Source organism: Flavobacterium koreense (assembly GCF_054776075.1).
The window spans coordinates 66,168-82,398 of record NZ_BAAHCF010000006.1 but is presented as its reverse complement, the minus strand read 5'-3'; the positions used below and the strand labels follow the sequence as shown (position 1 = coordinate 82,398).

Annotated in this window: 10 protein-coding genes and 3 tRNA genes; 7 read left to right on the top strand and 6 right to left on the bottom strand. The window is 33.0% G+C overall.

What is annotated here, in order from left to right; genetic code table 11:
• Positions 1-66: 66 nt before the first annotated feature.
• The 3 genes from ACYU7A_RS03445 to ACYU7A_RS03435 form a co-directional block, all read right to left on the bottom strand.
• Positions 67-140 (bottom strand) — tRNA-Arg (locus tag ACYU7A_RS03445).
• Between the two features lie 24 nt (positions 141-164).
• Positions 165-239, bottom strand: a tRNA-Pro gene (locus ACYU7A_RS03440).
• A gap of 13 nt (positions 240-252) precedes the next feature.
• Positions 253-339 (bottom strand) — tRNA-Ser (locus ACYU7A_RS03435).
• Positions 340-614: 275 nt separating this feature from the next.
• Between ACYU7A_RS03435 and ACYU7A_RS03430 the strand changes: the two genes are divergently transcribed.
• Positions 615-1,793: an acetyl-CoA C-acyltransferase gene (locus tag ACYU7A_RS03430; protein ID WP_460574204.1), complete on the top strand. Its 1,179-nt coding sequence runs from the start codon at positions 615-617 to the stop codon at positions 1,791-1,793.
• Positions 1,794-1,821: 28 nt separating this feature from the next.
• A complete protein-coding gene (locus tag ACYU7A_RS03425) occupies positions 1,822-2,583 on the top strand; it encodes a C40 family peptidase (protein ID WP_460574203.1) in 762 nt (253 codons plus the stop codon).
• 51 nt (positions 2,584-2,634) lie between these two features.
• On the opposite strand, the gene ACYU7A_RS03420 is transcribed toward ACYU7A_RS03425, so the two are convergent.
• Together ACYU7A_RS03420 and gyrA are read right to left on the bottom strand one after the other, a co-directional pair.
• Positions 2,635-3,954, bottom strand: coding sequence for a tetratricopeptide repeat protein (locus ACYU7A_RS03420; protein ID WP_460574202.1), 1,320 nt, complete (start codon positions 3,952-3,954; stop codon positions 2,635-2,637).
• Between the two features lie 104 nt (positions 3,955-4,058).
• A complete protein-coding gene (gene gyrA, locus ACYU7A_RS03415) occupies positions 4,059-6,662 on the bottom strand; it encodes a DNA gyrase subunit A (RefSeq protein WP_460574201.1) in 2,604 nt (867 codons plus the stop codon).
• A gap of 262 nt (positions 6,663-6,924) precedes the next feature.
• Between gyrA and ACYU7A_RS03410 the strand changes: the two genes are divergently transcribed.
• From ACYU7A_RS03410 to ACYU7A_RS03395, 4 genes are all read left to right on the top strand, one after another.
• Positions 6,925-9,468, top strand: a complete 2,544-nt coding sequence (locus ACYU7A_RS03410) for an ATP-dependent Clp protease ATP-binding subunit (protein ID WP_396143347.1) — start codon at positions 6,925-6,927, stop codon at positions 9,466-9,468.
• Positions 9,469-9,570: 102 nt separating this feature from the next.
• Positions 9,571-10,941, top strand: coding sequence for a 30S ribosomal protein S6--L-glutamate ligase (gene rimK, locus ACYU7A_RS03405; RefSeq protein WP_460574200.1), 1,371 nt, complete (start codon positions 9,571-9,573; stop codon positions 10,939-10,941).
• A gap of 28 nt (positions 10,942-10,969) precedes the next feature.
• Positions 10,970-11,485, top strand: coding sequence for a DUF421 domain-containing protein (locus ACYU7A_RS03400; RefSeq protein ID WP_298307928.1), 516 nt, complete (start codon positions 10,970-10,972; stop codon positions 11,483-11,485).
• A 2-nt stretch (positions 11,486-11,487) separates the two neighbouring features.
• Positions 11,488-11,847 carry a DUF1304 domain-containing protein gene (locus tag ACYU7A_RS03395; protein ID WP_460574199.1) on the top strand — a complete coding sequence of 120 codons (360 nt, stop codon included), beginning with the start codon at positions 11,488-11,490 and terminating at the stop codon, positions 11,845-11,847.
• Position 11,848: 1 nt separating this feature from the next.
• On the opposite strand, the gene hutH is transcribed toward ACYU7A_RS03395, so the two are convergent.
• Positions 11,849-13,351: a histidine ammonia-lyase gene (gene hutH / locus ACYU7A_RS03390; RefSeq protein ID WP_460574198.1), complete on the bottom strand. Its 1,503-nt coding sequence runs from the start codon at positions 13,349-13,351 to the stop codon at positions 11,849-11,851.
• A 413-nt stretch (positions 13,352-13,764) separates the two neighbouring features.
• Between hutH and thrA the strand changes: the two genes are divergently transcribed.
• Positions 13,765-16,212, top strand: coding sequence for a bifunctional aspartate kinase/homoserine dehydrogenase I (gene thrA, locus ACYU7A_RS03385; RefSeq protein WP_460574197.1), 2,448 nt, complete (start codon positions 13,765-13,767; stop codon positions 16,210-16,212).
• The last annotated feature ends 19 nt before the right edge of the window (positions 16,213-16,231 follow it).

Genomic DNA, 16,231 nt, shown 5'->3' with positions numbered 1-16,231 from the left:
GCACACTACATGCGGTTTCCCACTTGTTTGTGTGCTTACTTAGACTAGATTTTAAAACCTAATTTGTGATCCCAGAAGGATTCGAACCTTCGACCTACGCATTAGAAGTGCGTTGCTCTATCCAGCTGAGCTATGGAACCAATTTTAATATAAAATATTAAAAGTCGGGGTGGCAGGATTCGAACCTGCGGCCTCCTGCTCCCAAAGCAGGCGCGATAACCGGGCTACGCTACACCCCGAAAACAAAAAAAGCGGAGAGTAAGGGATTCGAACCCTTGGTACAGTTTCCCATACGCATGTTTAGCAAACATGTCCTTTCGGCCACTCAGGCAACTCTCCAAAATTCAATATATTATATAAGAACTTTTCTCTTTAAGCGGTTGCAAATGTAAGCTTTCATTATAATATTTACAACATTTTAAACTCTTTTTTTTGATATAATTCTCACATTTTAATGAAATACTTAAAAATCAAATAAATAGAAATTAATATTTTATTAATATTGAATTAATAAACGAATATCTTTCAATGTAAAATGAATTTTCCCTAAAAAATAGTAAATTTGCATCACAAACTAACAAACTAATCCCAACTTTGGGAAAATAATAAATATTATGAGTAAAAAAATTGTAATTGTTTCTGCAGTAAGAACTCCTATTGGAAGTTTTATGGGTTCATTATCAACTGTACCTGCACCTCATTTGGGTGCTGCAGCTATCAGAGGAGCTTTAAATAAAATCAATCTTGATCCAAACTTGGTTGACGAAGTTTTTATGGGTAATGTAGTTCAAGCTGGCGTTGGTCAAGCCCCAGCAAGACAAGCTGCTATTCATGCAGGTTTGTCAAATGAAGTTGCTTGTACAACTGTTAACAAAGTATGTGCTTCTGGAATGAAATCAATTATGTTTGGAGCACAAGCTATTATGGCTGGCGATGCAGAAATTGTTGTCGCAGGTGGAATGGAAAACATGAGTATGATTCCACATTATGTTCACATGAGAAATGGTGTGAAATTTGGACCAACATCAATGCAAGACGGAATGCAAAAAGACGGACTTGTTGATGCATACGATAATAACGCTATGGGAGTTGCAGCTGATTTATGTGCTTCAGAATATAAAATTACTCGTGAAGAGCAAGATGCGTTTGCAATTCAATCTTATGAGCGTTCAGCAAAAGCATGGGATGCAGGAAAATTTGATTCAGAAATTGTTCCTGTTGCAGTTCCGCAAAGAAAAGGAGATCCTATAATGGTTACGAAAGATGAAGAATATACTAATGTAAGATTGGATAAAATCCCAACTTTAAACGCAGTTTTTACCAAAGAAGGAACTGTAACTGCTGCAAATGCTTCAACTATTAACGATGGTGCAGCTGCAGTTGTATTGATGAGTGAAGAAAAAGCAATAGCCATGGGATTAAAACCATTAGCTTACATAAAATCATACGCAGATGCTGCTCAAGAGCCAAAATGGTTTACGACTGCTCCTGCAAAAGCATTACCAAAAGCGTTAACAAAAGCTGGCTTATCAATTTCAGATGTCGATTATTTTGAATTCAACGAAGCTTTTTCTGTAGTAGGTTTGGCAAATGCTAAAATATTAGGTTTACCAAATGACAAAGTTAATGTTAATGGTGGAGCCGTTTCATTAGGTCATCCTCTAGGTTGCTCTGGTGCAAGAATAGTAGTTACACTAATAAATGTTTTACATCAAAACAACGCAAAAATAGGAGCTGCAGCTATCTGTAATGGTGGTGGCGGTGCTTCTGCTATTGTCATAGAAAAAGCATAATTAAAAATTATAAACCTAACAAAATTGGATGTTTGCCATTTGTAATTTATCAACAATTCCTTTACGAATAGAACCAAGTGACAGAAGTGAAATTGTCTCTCAAATACTTTTTGGAGAACATTTTGAAGTTCTTGAGCACAATAAACAATGGTCTAAAGTAAGATTACATTTTGATGATTATGAAGGCTGGATTGATAGTAAACAATATCAGATAATTTCGAAAGAAAACTATGAAATGCTTTGCAAAGAAGCTATTATTTTGAATTCTGATTTGGTTGAATATATTTCAACAAAAAACAATGTTTTAATTCCTGTTACACTTGGTGCTTCTCTATCCTTTTTAAATCATAGCGATATAAATACGGAAAACTATGAGTTTGAAGGATTAAAAGTAAGTGGAATAAAGTCTAAAGCAAGTTTGATAAACACAGCTTACATGTACCTGAATGCACCGTATCTTTGGGGTGGAAAGACTCCATTTGGTATTGATTGCTCTGGTTTTACCCAAATGGTTTACAAATTAAATGGATACAAATTACTACGTGATGCTGCTCAACAGGCCAGTCAAGGTGAAGTATTGAGTTTTATTGAAGAAAGTGAACCTGGAGACTTAGCATTCTTTGACAACGAAGAAGGCAAAATTATTCATGTTGGCATCATGTTGGAAGATAACTATATCATTCATGCAAGTGGCAAGGTACGAATTGACCGATTAGATCATTTAGGAATTTATAATGCTGAACTCAACAGACATACTCACAGATTAAGAGTTATTAAGAAAATTATATAAATAAAAAAAGCGTTCAAAATTTGAACGCTTTTTTTAAGTTTAAAAACAATACTAATTCATTGCTTTTACTTTATCATTTAATTCTAGAAAACTATAAACTGATTTTAAATTGCTTTTCACTACTTCATTCGTAGGATCTAGTTCATAAGCTTTTTCTAAAACTGGCATTGCTTTGTTAAATAATTTTTGACGTTCTGCTTTTAAAACTTCATATTGTTTTTGATCTTTTGCACTAACACCTAAGTTATTCATATCCTTAACAATTTTAGCGTCTGGTTTTAAAATAATATCTGATAAATTAAGATACGCATCAGTATATTTTGGATCAATTTCAATTACTCTTTTATAATATTTTTCAGCATCTTCCAATTGATTTGCGTTTCCACTTGTCACTCCTAGATTAAATAATAAAATTTTATCGTTAGGGCTTTTTGCCAAAGCTTCGTTTATTAATCTTTTATAATTTTCTGTATCATTCATTTTTAAATAAATGTCTGCTTCATAAGTTATAAGATTAACATCATCTGGATTCTCTTTTCTAGCATCTGCAAGAGCTGCTTTAGCTTCATCTTTTCTATCTAATTCAACTAAAATTAATGCAATATTTTTAGTGATTTCTCCTTTCTTAGAAGGCTCTTTTTCTTCTTTTGGATTGATATGAGTTCCTAATTTCACAAGATTATCTCTATCTTCTTTCTTAGTATAATTTTCTTCTTGACCTGTTACTTTATTTTTTGCTATGTATAAAGTTTTTTCTCCAGAGTAATTAATACTTTTTAGCTCTCTATAATATTTTAATGAATTTTCATAATCTTGACCATTAACAGCATAATTAGCTGCATAATAAAGATTATCAGCATCTTTTTTATCTAACTGATATATTGCATATAAAACTTCTGAAGCCTCTTTTTGCTTTTTTTCATTCCCTAAATAAATAGCATAATTCAATAACGTTGGCTTAAATGAAGTAATAGTTTCATTGATATCATCAGTTTGAATCTTTTTACCAACTTTTTTCTCATAATCAAGAGTAGCAATTAATCCTTTAGACAATTCTGAAATAGTTTTTGGAGTTACTGCCTTAGCCATTTTCATTTGAACTTGAAGAGGTGTTAACGTTACATCTTGTGCTAACGCGTTCATATCCAAAATCGGAATCATACTTTTATAGAATTCAGCATAAACTTTATCACCTTCTTCAGTTGCTAAAGGAGCTACTTTTGTAACTAAATTTTTATATTCTACTAAATCTTCACCTTTTAATACTTCTTTTGCGTATAATTTTTTTAACGCTTTCAATTCTTCCTTTTGGGAGAAAGAAGCAACAGAAACTAATAACGAACTCGCGATTATTATTTGTTTAATTTTCATAATGGTATTATTTAATTATTTTTTTTGTTAATTAACAAAAGCTATGCCACCAATAATAAGTAAAGGAAAACATAGCTTTTGCATTTTATTTTAATTTTAAAAAATTATTCTTCAGAATCGTCATCTGTGTCATCTGCTTCGTCGTCTTGATTTTCTACAACATCGTCATCATCAGCATCATCTTCGATAATAGCATTTGGATCGATTTCTAATTCTTCACCATCAATTGCTACAGCTTCTTCCTCTTCATCTTTCATTACTTTAGTTACTGCTGCAATGGAATCGCTTCCTTTTAAGTTAATCAATCGAACTCCTTGCGTAGCTCTACCCATAACTCTTAATGTAGAAACATCCATTCTGATGGTTAAACCAGATTTGTTGATAATCATTAAATCATCAGCATCGGTAACTGTATTAATAGAAACTAAAGCACCAGTTTTTTCAGTGATATTTAATGTTTTCACACCTTTTCCACCACGATTCGTAATTCTGTAAACAGCCTCTCCTTCGTCTTCAAGTTTAGTTCTTTTTCCATAACCATTCTCTGTAACTACTAATAATTGAGTTTCATTAATATTATTTTCATCAACAGAAACCATTCCGATTACTTCATCTTGATCGTCTCTTAAAGTAATTCCTCTTACTCCAGAAGCTGTTCTTCCCATCGGACGCGTTTTAGCTTCTTCAAAACGAACTAACTTACCAGATTTAACAGCAATTAAAACCTGACTTCTTCCATTAGTTAACTCTGCTCCTAATAATTCATCACCATCTTTAATAGTAATTGCTGCAACACCGTTTACTCTAGGTTTGGCATATTTCTCTAATGATGTTTTCTTCACTTGACCTTTTTTAGTAGCCATGATGATATAATGATCTTTAATGTATTCTTGATTTTTCAAATCTTGAGTACAAATAAATGCTTTTACTTTATCATCACTTTCAATGTTGATAAGGTTTTGAAGCGCACGACCTTTACTTTGCTTGTTTCCTTCTGGAATTTCGTAAACACGCATCCAATAACATTTTCCTTTTTGAGTAAAAATCAATAAGTAATTGTGATTAGTCGCAACAAATAAATGCTCTAAGAAATCTTGATCTCTTGTTCCAGCACTTTTTTGACCAACTCCTCCTCTATTTTGAGTTTTGTATTCCGTCAAAGAAGTACGTTTGATGTAACCAGCATGTGATATTGTAATTACCACATTTTCATCAGCAATTAAATCTTCGATACTTACGTCTCCACCAGCATATTCAATTGTAGAACGACGAGCATCACCATATTTATCTCTAATTTCAACCAACTCTTCTTTAATTAAAGCCATACGCATTTCTTTGCTAGCTAATAATTCTTTTAAGTGGTTGATTAATTTCATGATTTCTTCATATTCAGCACGAAGTTTATCTTGCTCAAGACCTGTTAATTGTCTCAAACGCATTTCAACAATTGCACGAGCTTGAATATCTGATAAACTAAATCTTTCAATTAATTTTGTTCTTGCCTCTTCACCATCTTTAGAAGCACGAATTAATGCAATTACTTCATCAATATTGTCTGAAGCAATGATTAAACCTTCTAAAATATGAGCTCTTTCTTCAGCTTTTCTTAATTCAAATTGCGTTCTTCTAACTACAACATCATGACGATGCTCCACAAAATAGTGAATCAATTCTTTCAGATTCAACATTTGAGGTCTTCCTTTTACTAATGCAATATTATTTACACTGAAAGAAGATTGTAATTGAGTATATTTATATAAGGTATTCAAAACCACATTGGCAACAGCATCACGTTTTAAGATATAAACGATACGCATACCATTTCTATCCGATTCATCACGAATGTTGGCAATACCTTCAATTTTTTTCTCATTAACCAAGTCAGCTGTTTTCTTAATCATTTCAGCTTTGTTAACTTGATATGGAATTTCGGTAACAATAATCGATTCTCTTCCATCAACTTCTTCAAAGCCAACTTTAGCACGCATTACAATTCTACCTCTTCCTGTTTTGAAGGCTTCACGAACTCCTTCATAACCATAAATCACACCACCAGTTGGAAAATCTGGAGCTTTGATATGGTTCATTAATTCGTCAATTTCTATTTCTTCATTGTCGATATAAGCTAATGTTCCGTCAATAACTTCTGTTAAGTTATGAGGCGCCATATTTGTAGCCATACCTACTGCAATTCCTGATGCTCCATTTATTAATAAATTTGGAACACGTGTTGGCATTACTGTTGGCTCATATAAAGTATCGTCAAAATTCAATTTGAAATCAACAGTTTCTTTATCGATATCTGCCATAATGTCTTCCGACATTTTTTTCATTCTTGCCTCAGTATAACGCATTGCAGCAGGACTATCGCCATCAACTGAACCAAAGTTACCTTGACCATCAATTAATAAATAACGTAAACTCCATTCTTGAGCCATACGTACCATTGCATCATATACCGAAGTATCTCCGTGTGGATGGTACTTACCTAAAACTTCTCCAACAATTCTTGCGGATTTCTTGTGAGCTCTATTAGAAAAAACTCCTAAATCATACATTCCATAAAGTACTCTTCTGTGTACTGGTTTCAAACCGTCACGTACATCTGGTAATGCTCTTGATACAATAACTGACATCGAATAATCGATGTAAGCTGACTTCATTTCGTCTTCAATGTTAATAGGAATTAACTTTTCTCCGTCAGACATATTTATAAATTTTTAAAATAAATTAATTTAGAATTCAAACGTGCAATATACATCTTTTTGGTATTTTTAAAAGCATTTTCAAACACTAATTTCAATGATTTATTAACAAATTTGACTGATAAAATGGTTAATAAATTACCATATTGTTATCGTTATATTTAATTTTTTTTTTGTCAATTTACTGACAAGTGTTTTACACGGAATGATATTTGTAATAATTCAAGTAATTCACTAAATTTACCTCAATAATACAATTATAGATATGGATGATAATTTTTCTCCAAGAGTTAAAGATGTTATTACCTACAGTAAGGAAGAAGCATTACGTTTAGGCCATGATTTTATTGGCACTGAACACCTTATGCTTGGGATTTTGAGAGATGGAAACGGAAAGGCAATCAATATTTTGAACAATCTTTCTGTTGATTTAGACCATTTACGACGTAAAGTTGAAGTTTTAAGTCCGCCAAATCCTAATGCAGAAACTAGCATCGAAAAGAAAAACTTACACTTAACAAGACAAGCAGAACGTGCTTTAAAGACGACTTTTCTTGAAGCTAAAGTTTTTCAAAGCACCTCAATTAGCACGGCACATTTATTGTTGTGTATATTGAGAAACGAAAATGATCCCACAACAAAGCTATTAAATAAGATGAAAATCGATTATGAAATAGCGAAAGAACAATATTTAGATATGACACCAAAAGACGAAGATTTTTTAGAAAATTTACCAAGAAACGAATCGTTCAATGAAGATTCAGGTCAGGATGACAGCATGAAAGGTGATAGTTTTAACACACCTGCCAACAAATCTAACAAGAAATCTAAAACTCCTGTTTTGGATAACTTTGGTCGTGATTTGACAGAAATGGCAGAAGAAGGAAAACTTGACCCTGTAGTAGGTCGTGAAAAAGAAATTGAAAGAGTTTCTCAAATTTTAAGCCGCAGAAAGAAAAACAATCCTTTATTAATAGGTGAACCCGGAGTTGGTAAATCAGCTATTGCTGAAGGTTTAGCCTTGAGAATTATCCAAAAGAAAGTTTCTAGAATTCTTTTTAATAAGAGAGTAGTAACTTTAGATTTAGCGAGTTTAGTTGCTGGAACAAAATACAGAGGACAATTTGAAGAGCGAATGAAAGCCGTAATGAATGAGCTGGAGAAAAACGACGATATCATTCTATTCATTGACGAAATTCACACTATTGTTGGCGCTGGCGGAGCAACTGGTTCGCTTGATGCCTCAAACATGTTCAAACCTGCTTTAGCAAGAGGCGAAATACAATGTATTGGTGCTACAACACTTGATGAATACAGACAATATATTGAAAAAGATGGTGCATTAGAAAGACGTTTCCAAAAAGTAATTGTAGAACCAACTTCAGTAGTGGAAACAATCACTATTTTAAACAACATCAAAAACAAATATGAAGACCATCACAATGTAACTTATACTGATGAAGCTATTGAAGCATGTGTAAAACTTACAGATAGATACATGTCGGAACGCTTTTTACCAGACAAAGCAATTGACGCTTTAGATGAAGCTGGTTCAAGAGTTCATATCACAAATATTGATGTTCCAAAACAAATTTTGGACTTAGAACGTCAGTTAGAAGAAGTTCGTGAGCTTAAAAATTCGGTTGTAAAAAGACAGAAATATGAAGAAGCAGCCAAACTTCGTGATGACGAAAAGAAATTAGAAAAAGAACTTGCTATTGCTCAAGAACAATGGGAAGAAGATTCTAAAAACAATCGTATTCAAGTTACAGAAGATAACGTTGCCGATGTTGTATCGATGATGACAGGAATTCCTGTAAATAGAATTGCTCAGACTGAAAGTAATAAATTAGCCAACTTACCTGAACTACTTCAAGGTAAGGTAATTGGACAAAACGAAGCGGTGTTAAAAATTGCTCGTTCCATCCAAAGAAATCGTGCTGGATTGAAAGATCCAAATCGTCCTATTGGTTCGTTTATTTTCTTAGGTTCGACAGGAGTTGGAAAAACACAATTAGCTAAAGTATTGGCAAAAGAATTATTCGATTCAGAAGATGCGTTGATTCGTATTGACATGAGTGAATACATGGAAAAATTTGCTATTTCTCGTTTAATTGGTGCACCTCCAGGATATGTTGGCTACGAAGAAGGCGGACAATTAACAGAAAAAGTTAGAAGAAAACCATATTGTGTTGTCCTTTTAGATGAAATTGAAAAAGCACATCCAGATGTTTTCAATATGATGTTACAAGTTCTTGATGATGGTTATTTAACTGATAGTTTAGGTCGTAAAATTGACTTCAAAAATACTATCATTATTATGACTTCTAACGTTGGTGCACGTCAATTGAAAGATTTTGGACAAGGTGTTGGTTTCGGTACGGCTGCCAAAGTAGCTCAAGCTGATGACCATTCTAAAGGAATTATCGAAAATGCGTTGAAAAAAACTTTTGCACCTGAATTCCTTAACAGAATTGATGATGTAATTGTATTCAACTCATTAGAAAAACATGATATTGACAAAATCATCGAAATAGAATTGAAAAAACTTTATGCACGTGTAGCTGATTTAGGATATACTCTAAATTTATCTGATAAAGCAAAAGCTTACATCGCAGAAAAAGGATTTGATAAACAATTTGGCGCAAGACCATTAAAAAGAGCGATTCAAAAGTATGTTGAAGATACGCTTGCTGAAGAAATTATCACTTCTAAAATCAATTCTGGTGACGAAATTTTTATGGATATCGAAGATGGCGCTGACGAATTGAATGTAAGAGTTCAAAAGAAAGAAGAGCCAACAAGTTAAAAAATAATTATTTATCTTTAAACCATTAAGAATATTAAGGAAATTAAGTTATAATTGCTTAATGAAACTTAATCTCTTAATGGTTTATTTATTTTAAATCAAATGCAACAAAACAAAATCATACTAGGTTCAGAAGAATGGTGTTCCTTTCCCGAACTTGGAATTCCAGCAATTAAAGCACGTGTAGATTCAGGTGCAAAAACATCTGCATTACACGCCATAAACATTGCACCTTTTGTAAAAGAAGGAATCAATTGGGTGAAATTTGACATCAACCCTATTCAAAACAATCTCAAAACCGTTATTCATTGCGAGGCATTGTTAATTGACAAACGAATTGTTAAAAGTTCGAGTGGTTTTCGTGAACAACGTTATGTAATTCAAACCGAAATCAAAATCGGAAATGACTCTTGGAAAATCGAAATGACACTTACTAATCGAGATTCAATGGGATTCCGAATGTTACTGGGTCGTGAAGCCATGAGCGGAAGAATTCTAGTTGATCCCGAACAAAAATATCTTTTAGGTCAAACCACTATAGAAAACTTAAAAGATTTATATGTCAATGCAATTCCAAATAAAACAGGTTTACGTATTGGTTTATTAGCTAGTAATCCTGAGTTATATAGCAACAGACGAATTATGGAAGCCGGCGAAATGCGAGGTCATGAAATGCATTTTCTAAACATTAAAGAATGTTATATGAAACTCGATGCCGATACGCCAGAAATTCATTATCGAGGCGGAAAAGTTTTAGATAATTTTGATGCTGTAATTCCTAGAATTAGACCAAGTATAACTTTTTATGGTTGTGCTTTGACTCGACAATTTGAAGCCATGAAAGTCTATTGTTTGAATTCAGCTGCAGCCATAACACAATCACGTGACAAACTATTTTCGTTACAATTATTGCTTAGAAATGGTGTCGATATTCCAACTACAGGATTTGCTAACTCACCTTTAGACACCGACGATTTGATAAAAATGGTTGGTGGTTCACCATTAATTGTAAAATTATTAGAAGGAACTCAAGGAAAAGGTGTCGTTTTAGCTGAAACTAAAAAAGCAGCTGAATCGGTAATTAATGCTTTCAAAAGTTTGAATGCCAATATTTTAGTTCAAGAATTCATCAAGGAAGCCAACGGAAAAGATTTACGATTATTTGTAGTTGATGGAAAAGTAGTTGCATCTATTCAACGTGAAGCTGCGCCAGGCGAGTTTCGTGCCAACATTCACATGGGCGGAACAGCATCAATTGTGAAACCAACTGCCGATGAAAAAAGAATTGCTATAAAAGCAGCCAAAGCAATGGACTTAAGAGTTGCAGGAGTTGACATCATTCGTTCTTCAAAAGGACCACTTTTATTAGAAGTAAATTCATCGCCAGGATTAGAAGGAATTGAAGGTGCAACTAATAAAGATATTGCTGGTGAAATGATTAAAGCGATTGAAAGCAATATTAAGAAGAAGTGATTAGTAAATAGTGAAAAGTAAATAGCTTATGAATCCTTATTTAGATATTACTATACGAAGTGTTTCTGTTTATTTTTTTATGATTATTGCGCTCCGAATTTTTGGAAAAAAACAATTATCTCAATTAAATACAGCAGATGTAATCTTGATTTTACTAATTAGTAATTCGGTTCAAAATGCTATGGTTGGAAATAACACATCACTTTATGGTGGAATTGTAGCTGCATTAGCTCTTTTTGCAATAAATTATATTTTCAAAAAAGTGATGTCTAAATCAGAATTTATAAAAAATTTAGTTCAAGATACTCCTGAAATTCTTATTCATAATGGAAAAATCGAATTCAAAACCATTGGAAGATTAGGAATAACAGATGATGAACTAAAAGAAGCCATGCGTGAACACGGTGTAGAATTTTATAAAGATGTAAAATTAGCCATGTTTGAAATTGATGGAAGCATCAGCATTATTTCTGGTGACAACCATTTGAAACAAACCCATCACAAAAGAAAAATTCATAAAACATTAGGGAATTTAAACAATTAAAAATGAATATAACTTCTCAACTTATTATCGGATTCATCGCTTTTATTCACCTTTACATTCTTTGGTTAGAAATGTTTGCTTGGACCACTCGAGCCAAAAAAGTATTCAAAACTATTCCCGAAGATCAATTTGAAAAAACCAAAGTCATGGCTGCCAATCAAGGTTTATACAACGGATTTCTCGCTGCAGGATTGATTTGGTCACTCTTTATTTCGGATTCAATTTGGAGTAAAAATGTAGCGTTATTTTTTCTTATCTGTATTTTAATTGCAGGAATTTATGGTGCCGTGACGGCTTCTAAACGAATTTTGTTCGTTCAAGCTGTTCCTGCTATTTTGGGGATTTTGAGTTTGGTGTTATAAATTAATCCTCCAAATCAATCAAAAAAGTATTCAAAAACGCAACTGATTTTTCAATATCGTAGTGCAAAATTCTATCTTCTTTTACAAATGGAACTTCTTCACGATATGATTTTAAAAACATTTCTATAAAAGCACTTGATTTTAATGGTCTTCTAAACTCAATAGCTTGAGAAGCGTTCATCAGTTCGATAGCCAAAATTCGCTCTAAATTTTCCATAATTTTTAAGCACTTTGTTGCGGCATTTGCTCCCATCGAAACGTGATCTTCTTGACCATTACTAGAAACAATACTATCAATACTTGCTGGAGTTGCCAATTGTTTGTTCTGACTAGCGATACTAGCAGCTGTATATTGTGGAATCATAAAACCTGAATTCAAACCAGGATTATCCACTAAAAATGCAGGCAAACCTCGCAAACCAGATATCAACTGATAGGTTCTTCTTTCAGAAATACTTCCAAGTTCTGATAAAGCAATTGCCAAGAAATCTAAAGCCAAAGCTAAAGGTTGACCATGAAAATTTCCACCTGAAATAATCACATCTTCACCTACAAAAATATTAGGATTATCCGTAACCGAATTGATTTCAGTCTTAAAAACTTTCTTTACATAATCAATTGTATCTTTTGAAGCACCATGCACTTGAGGAATACAACGGAATGAATAAGGATCTTGAACGTGTTGTTTTTCTTGAGCAATAATTTGACTGTCTTCCAACAATTCTGTCATACGTTTAGCAGTCACAATCTGTCCTTTATGTGGACGAACATAATGTATCAATTCATTAAAAGGCTCGATTCTTCCATCAAATCCTTCCAATGAAATTGCCGAAATTACATCTGCCAAATACGAAAACTTCATCGCTTTTAACAAAATATAACTTCCGTACGAACTCATAAATTGTGTTCCATTTAGTAAAGCCAAACCTTCTTTAGATTGCAAAACGATTGGTTTCCAACCCATTTTATCCAAAACCTTTTTCGCTGGTTGACGAAATCCTTCATAATTCACTTCGCCTTCACCTAACAATGGTAATGACAAATGAGCCAAAGGAGCCAAATCACCACTTGCACCAAGCGAACCTTGAGTATAAATTACTGGTAAAATATCATGGTTATAAAAATCAACTAAACGCTCAACAGTTTGTAATTGAACACCAGAATTCCCATAACTCAAACTCTGAATTTTAAGCAACAACATGATTTTCACAATCTCTTGTGGCACTTCATCTCCAGTTCCACAAGCATGCGATTTTACCAAGTTTTCTTGAAGTTGCGATAAGTTTTCATCAGATATAATCACATTACACAACGAGCCAAAACCAGTATTGATTCCGTAAATTGGTTTGTCGTGCGAAGCCATTTTCTTATCCAAATACTCACGGCATTTTTGAATATTGATTTTAGCTTCTTCCGATAAGGCAATTGGTTTATGTTGCGATATAATGTCTTGCAAAGTCTCTAATTGCAACACTTCCGAACTGATGTAATGCGAATGCTCCATTTTTGAATGTAATTTGAGCTCAAAATTCAGCAAACAATTGTTAAAATACAACTATTTTAACTTCTATTTTATTATCAAATCAATAATTTTTAGCTTTTATAACGATTCAAATAATTTATTTCAAATACGATAACGATGTAAAATTGTGATATTCATAAAAATACAAGCAACATTTTTTTGATTAACAAAAAATACTACTTTTGAAATGTATGATGAACAACAAAAATAATAACACTTCACTTTTCACAACCACATCTTTGGTTGCGACTTTTGTTGGCACAACATCTACAACAACTACAACCCCATTTGGGGTATAATTTTCACATATAATCCAATTTCCATGGGCTTTCAATTGAGAGCTATCAATCCATTTGAGGACTCATAACTCCTATCTTATAATTCATAACTAAACTATGATAACACTAAAATTCGGCGGCACTTCTGTAGCAAATGCCCAAAACATAAAACTCGTAATCGAAATTGTCAATCAAAAAGCCAAGGAAAATAAACTTGCTGTAGTGGTTTCTGCATTGAGTGGCGTGACTGACATGCTTATCAATGCTTCCAAAAAAGCTGCAATAAAAGACGAATCGTATAAAAATGCAATAGACGAAATCAAGCAGAAACATTTTGATGCTATTGCTGATTTGGTTGATAATTCAAATCAAAATCAATTGCTAATCAAGATAAATAGTCAAATCAATCAACTGCAAACCTTGCTTGATGGCTGTTTTCTTTTGGGCGAATTATCTCCAAGAACTGCTGATGCTATTGCAAGTTTTGGTGAACTTTTGTCATCTCAAATTATTGCTACTGCTTTGCAGCAAACGATTCCGAATAGTAATTTTAAAGACAGTCGTGAGTTAATCAAAACCAATTCTAACTTCGGTAAAGCATCGGTTGATTTTGATTTAACAAATAAATTAATTGCAGATTATTTTGGTTCCAATAAATCGCAAGTCATACTTTTACCAGGTTTTATTGCTTCTGATGAACTTGAAAACACAACTACTCTAGGTCGTGGTGGTTCTGATTACACAGCTGCCATAATTGCGAATGGAACAAAATCAAACGCTTTGGAAATTTGGACCGATGTGAATGGAATGTTTACAGCAAATCCTAAAATCGTAAAACAAGCGCAACCTATTGAGACGATTTCTTACCAAGAAGCTATGGAGTTGTCGCATTTTGGTGCTAAAGTGTTGTATCCACCAACAATTCAACCTGTTTTAAATTCGCAGATTCCAATTTGGATTAAAAATACTTTTGAACCTCAAGCTTTTGGAACTTATATTTCAAATGAAAATCAAGCTTCCAATAACCCAATAAAAGGAATTTCACACATTGATAAAATTGCATTGTTAACTTTGGAAGGTTCGGGAATGATTGGTGTAGCTGGTTCATCCAAACGCTTATTTTCTGTGCTTTCGCAAAATAACATCAACGTAATTTTTATCACACAAGCATCGTCTGAACATTCTATTTGTATTGGAATTCAAAACCAAGATGCTGATTTGGCAAAAAAAGCAATTGAAACAGAATTCCAAATAGAAATTAGTCAAAACAAAATTGATCCTTGTATCGTTGAAAAAGACTTGTGCATTGTAGCTTTAGTTGGTGAAAACATGAAGAATCATCAAGGTTTGAGTGGTAAAATGTTCAGCACTTTAGGAAAAAACAACGTTAATATTCGTGCGATTGCTCAAGGTGCATCCGAAAGAAATATATCGGTAGTAATCAACGAAAAAGATGTTAAAAAAGCTTTGAATACTTTACACGAACGTTTCTTTGAAGACAATACCAAACAGCTGAATTTGTTCGTAATGGGTGTTGGAAATGTTGGAGAAAAATTTATTGACCAAATCAACCAACAAAAGAAATTCTTAAAAGAAAATCTAAAGATAAATGTTCGAGTAATTGCACTTTCTAATTCTCGTAAAATGATTTTCGACGAAGATGGAATGAATTTAAAAGATTGGAAATCACTTATAGAAAACGGAGAAAATGCAAACGTTTCCGAATTTATTGCAAAGGCAAAAAGTTTGAATTTACGCAATAGTATTTTCGTTGATATTACCGCTAATCATGACATTGCTTCAATTTATGACCAATTTTTAAAACAAAATATTGCGGTAGTAACTTGCAACAAAATAGCTTGTTCTTCTCAATTTGAAAATTACAAATACTTAAAATCTTTATCAAGAAAATTCAACGCTCCTTTCCTATTTGAAACCAATGTTGGGGCTGGTTTGCCAATTATTGACACACTTAAACATTTGATTGCTTCAGGCGATAAAGTCAATAGAATCAATGCCGTTTTATCAGGAAGTTTGAATTTTATTTTTAACAATTTTAGTGATTCCTATAACTTTCATAACGTTGTAAAAGAAGCTGGAGTACAAGGTTTTACAGAACCTGATCCAAAAATTGATTTAAGTGGTGTTGATGTGGCAAGAAAAATTCTAATTCTAATTCGCGAAAGCGGTTACGAAATGGAAATGGAACATATAGAAAACAATTGTTTCTTACCACAAGAATGTATGGAAACCAACAATAATGAAGATTTTTTCAAATCGCTAACCAAACATTCAAGTCATTTTGAAAACCTATTAGCCGAAGCAAAATCAAAAGATTCTCGATTAAAATTCGTAGCTTCGTTTGATAACGGAAAAGCAAGTGTTGGTTTACAATTTATTCCGAAAGAAAGTCCGTTTTACAATTTGGAAGGAAAAGACAATATCGTCGAATTTTACACCGATAGATACATCGACCAACCTTTAATTATAAAAGGCGCTGGTGCTGGCGCAGCAGTTACAGCATCAGGAATTTTTGCAGATGTGATTAGAATAGGAAATGTGTAATTTGTTGTTAGTTAAAAGT

Excerpts from the sequence above, each read along its gene's own strand:
- ACYU7A_RS03425 (WP_460574203.1), top strand. The coding sequence starts at position 1,822 with ATGTTTGCCATTTGTAATTTATCAACAATTCCTTTACGAATAGAACCA.
- rimK (WP_460574200.1), top strand. The coding sequence starts at position 9,571 with ATGCAACAAAACAAAATCATACTAGGTTCAGAAGAATGGTGTTCCTTT.
- hutH (WP_460574198.1), bottom strand. The coding sequence starts at position 13,351 with ATGGAGCATTCGCATTACATCAGTTCGGAAGTGTTGCAATTAGAGACT.
- ACYU7A_RS03410 (WP_396143347.1), top strand. The coding sequence starts at position 6,925 with ATGGATGATAATTTTTCTCCAAGAGTTAAAGATGTTATTACCTACAGT.
- gyrA (WP_460574201.1), bottom strand. The coding sequence starts at position 6,662 with ATGTCTGACGGAGAAAAGTTAATTCCTATTAACATTGAAGACGAAATG.
- ACYU7A_RS03400 (WP_298307928.1), top strand. The coding sequence starts at position 10,970 with ATGAATCCTTATTTAGATATTACTATACGAAGTGTTTCTGTTTATTTT.
- ACYU7A_RS03430 (WP_460574204.1), top strand. The coding sequence starts at position 615 with ATGAGTAAAAAAATTGTAATTGTTTCTGCAGTAAGAACTCCTATTGGA.
- thrA (WP_460574197.1), top strand. The coding sequence starts at position 13,765 with ATGATAACACTAAAATTCGGCGGCACTTCTGTAGCAAATGCCCAAAAC.
- ACYU7A_RS03395 (WP_460574199.1), top strand. The coding sequence starts at position 11,488 with ATGAATATAACTTCTCAACTTATTATCGGATTCATCGCTTTTATTCAC.
- ACYU7A_RS03420 (WP_460574202.1), bottom strand. The coding sequence starts at position 3,954 with ATGAAAATTAAACAAATAATAATCGCGAGTTCGTTATTAGTTTCTGTT.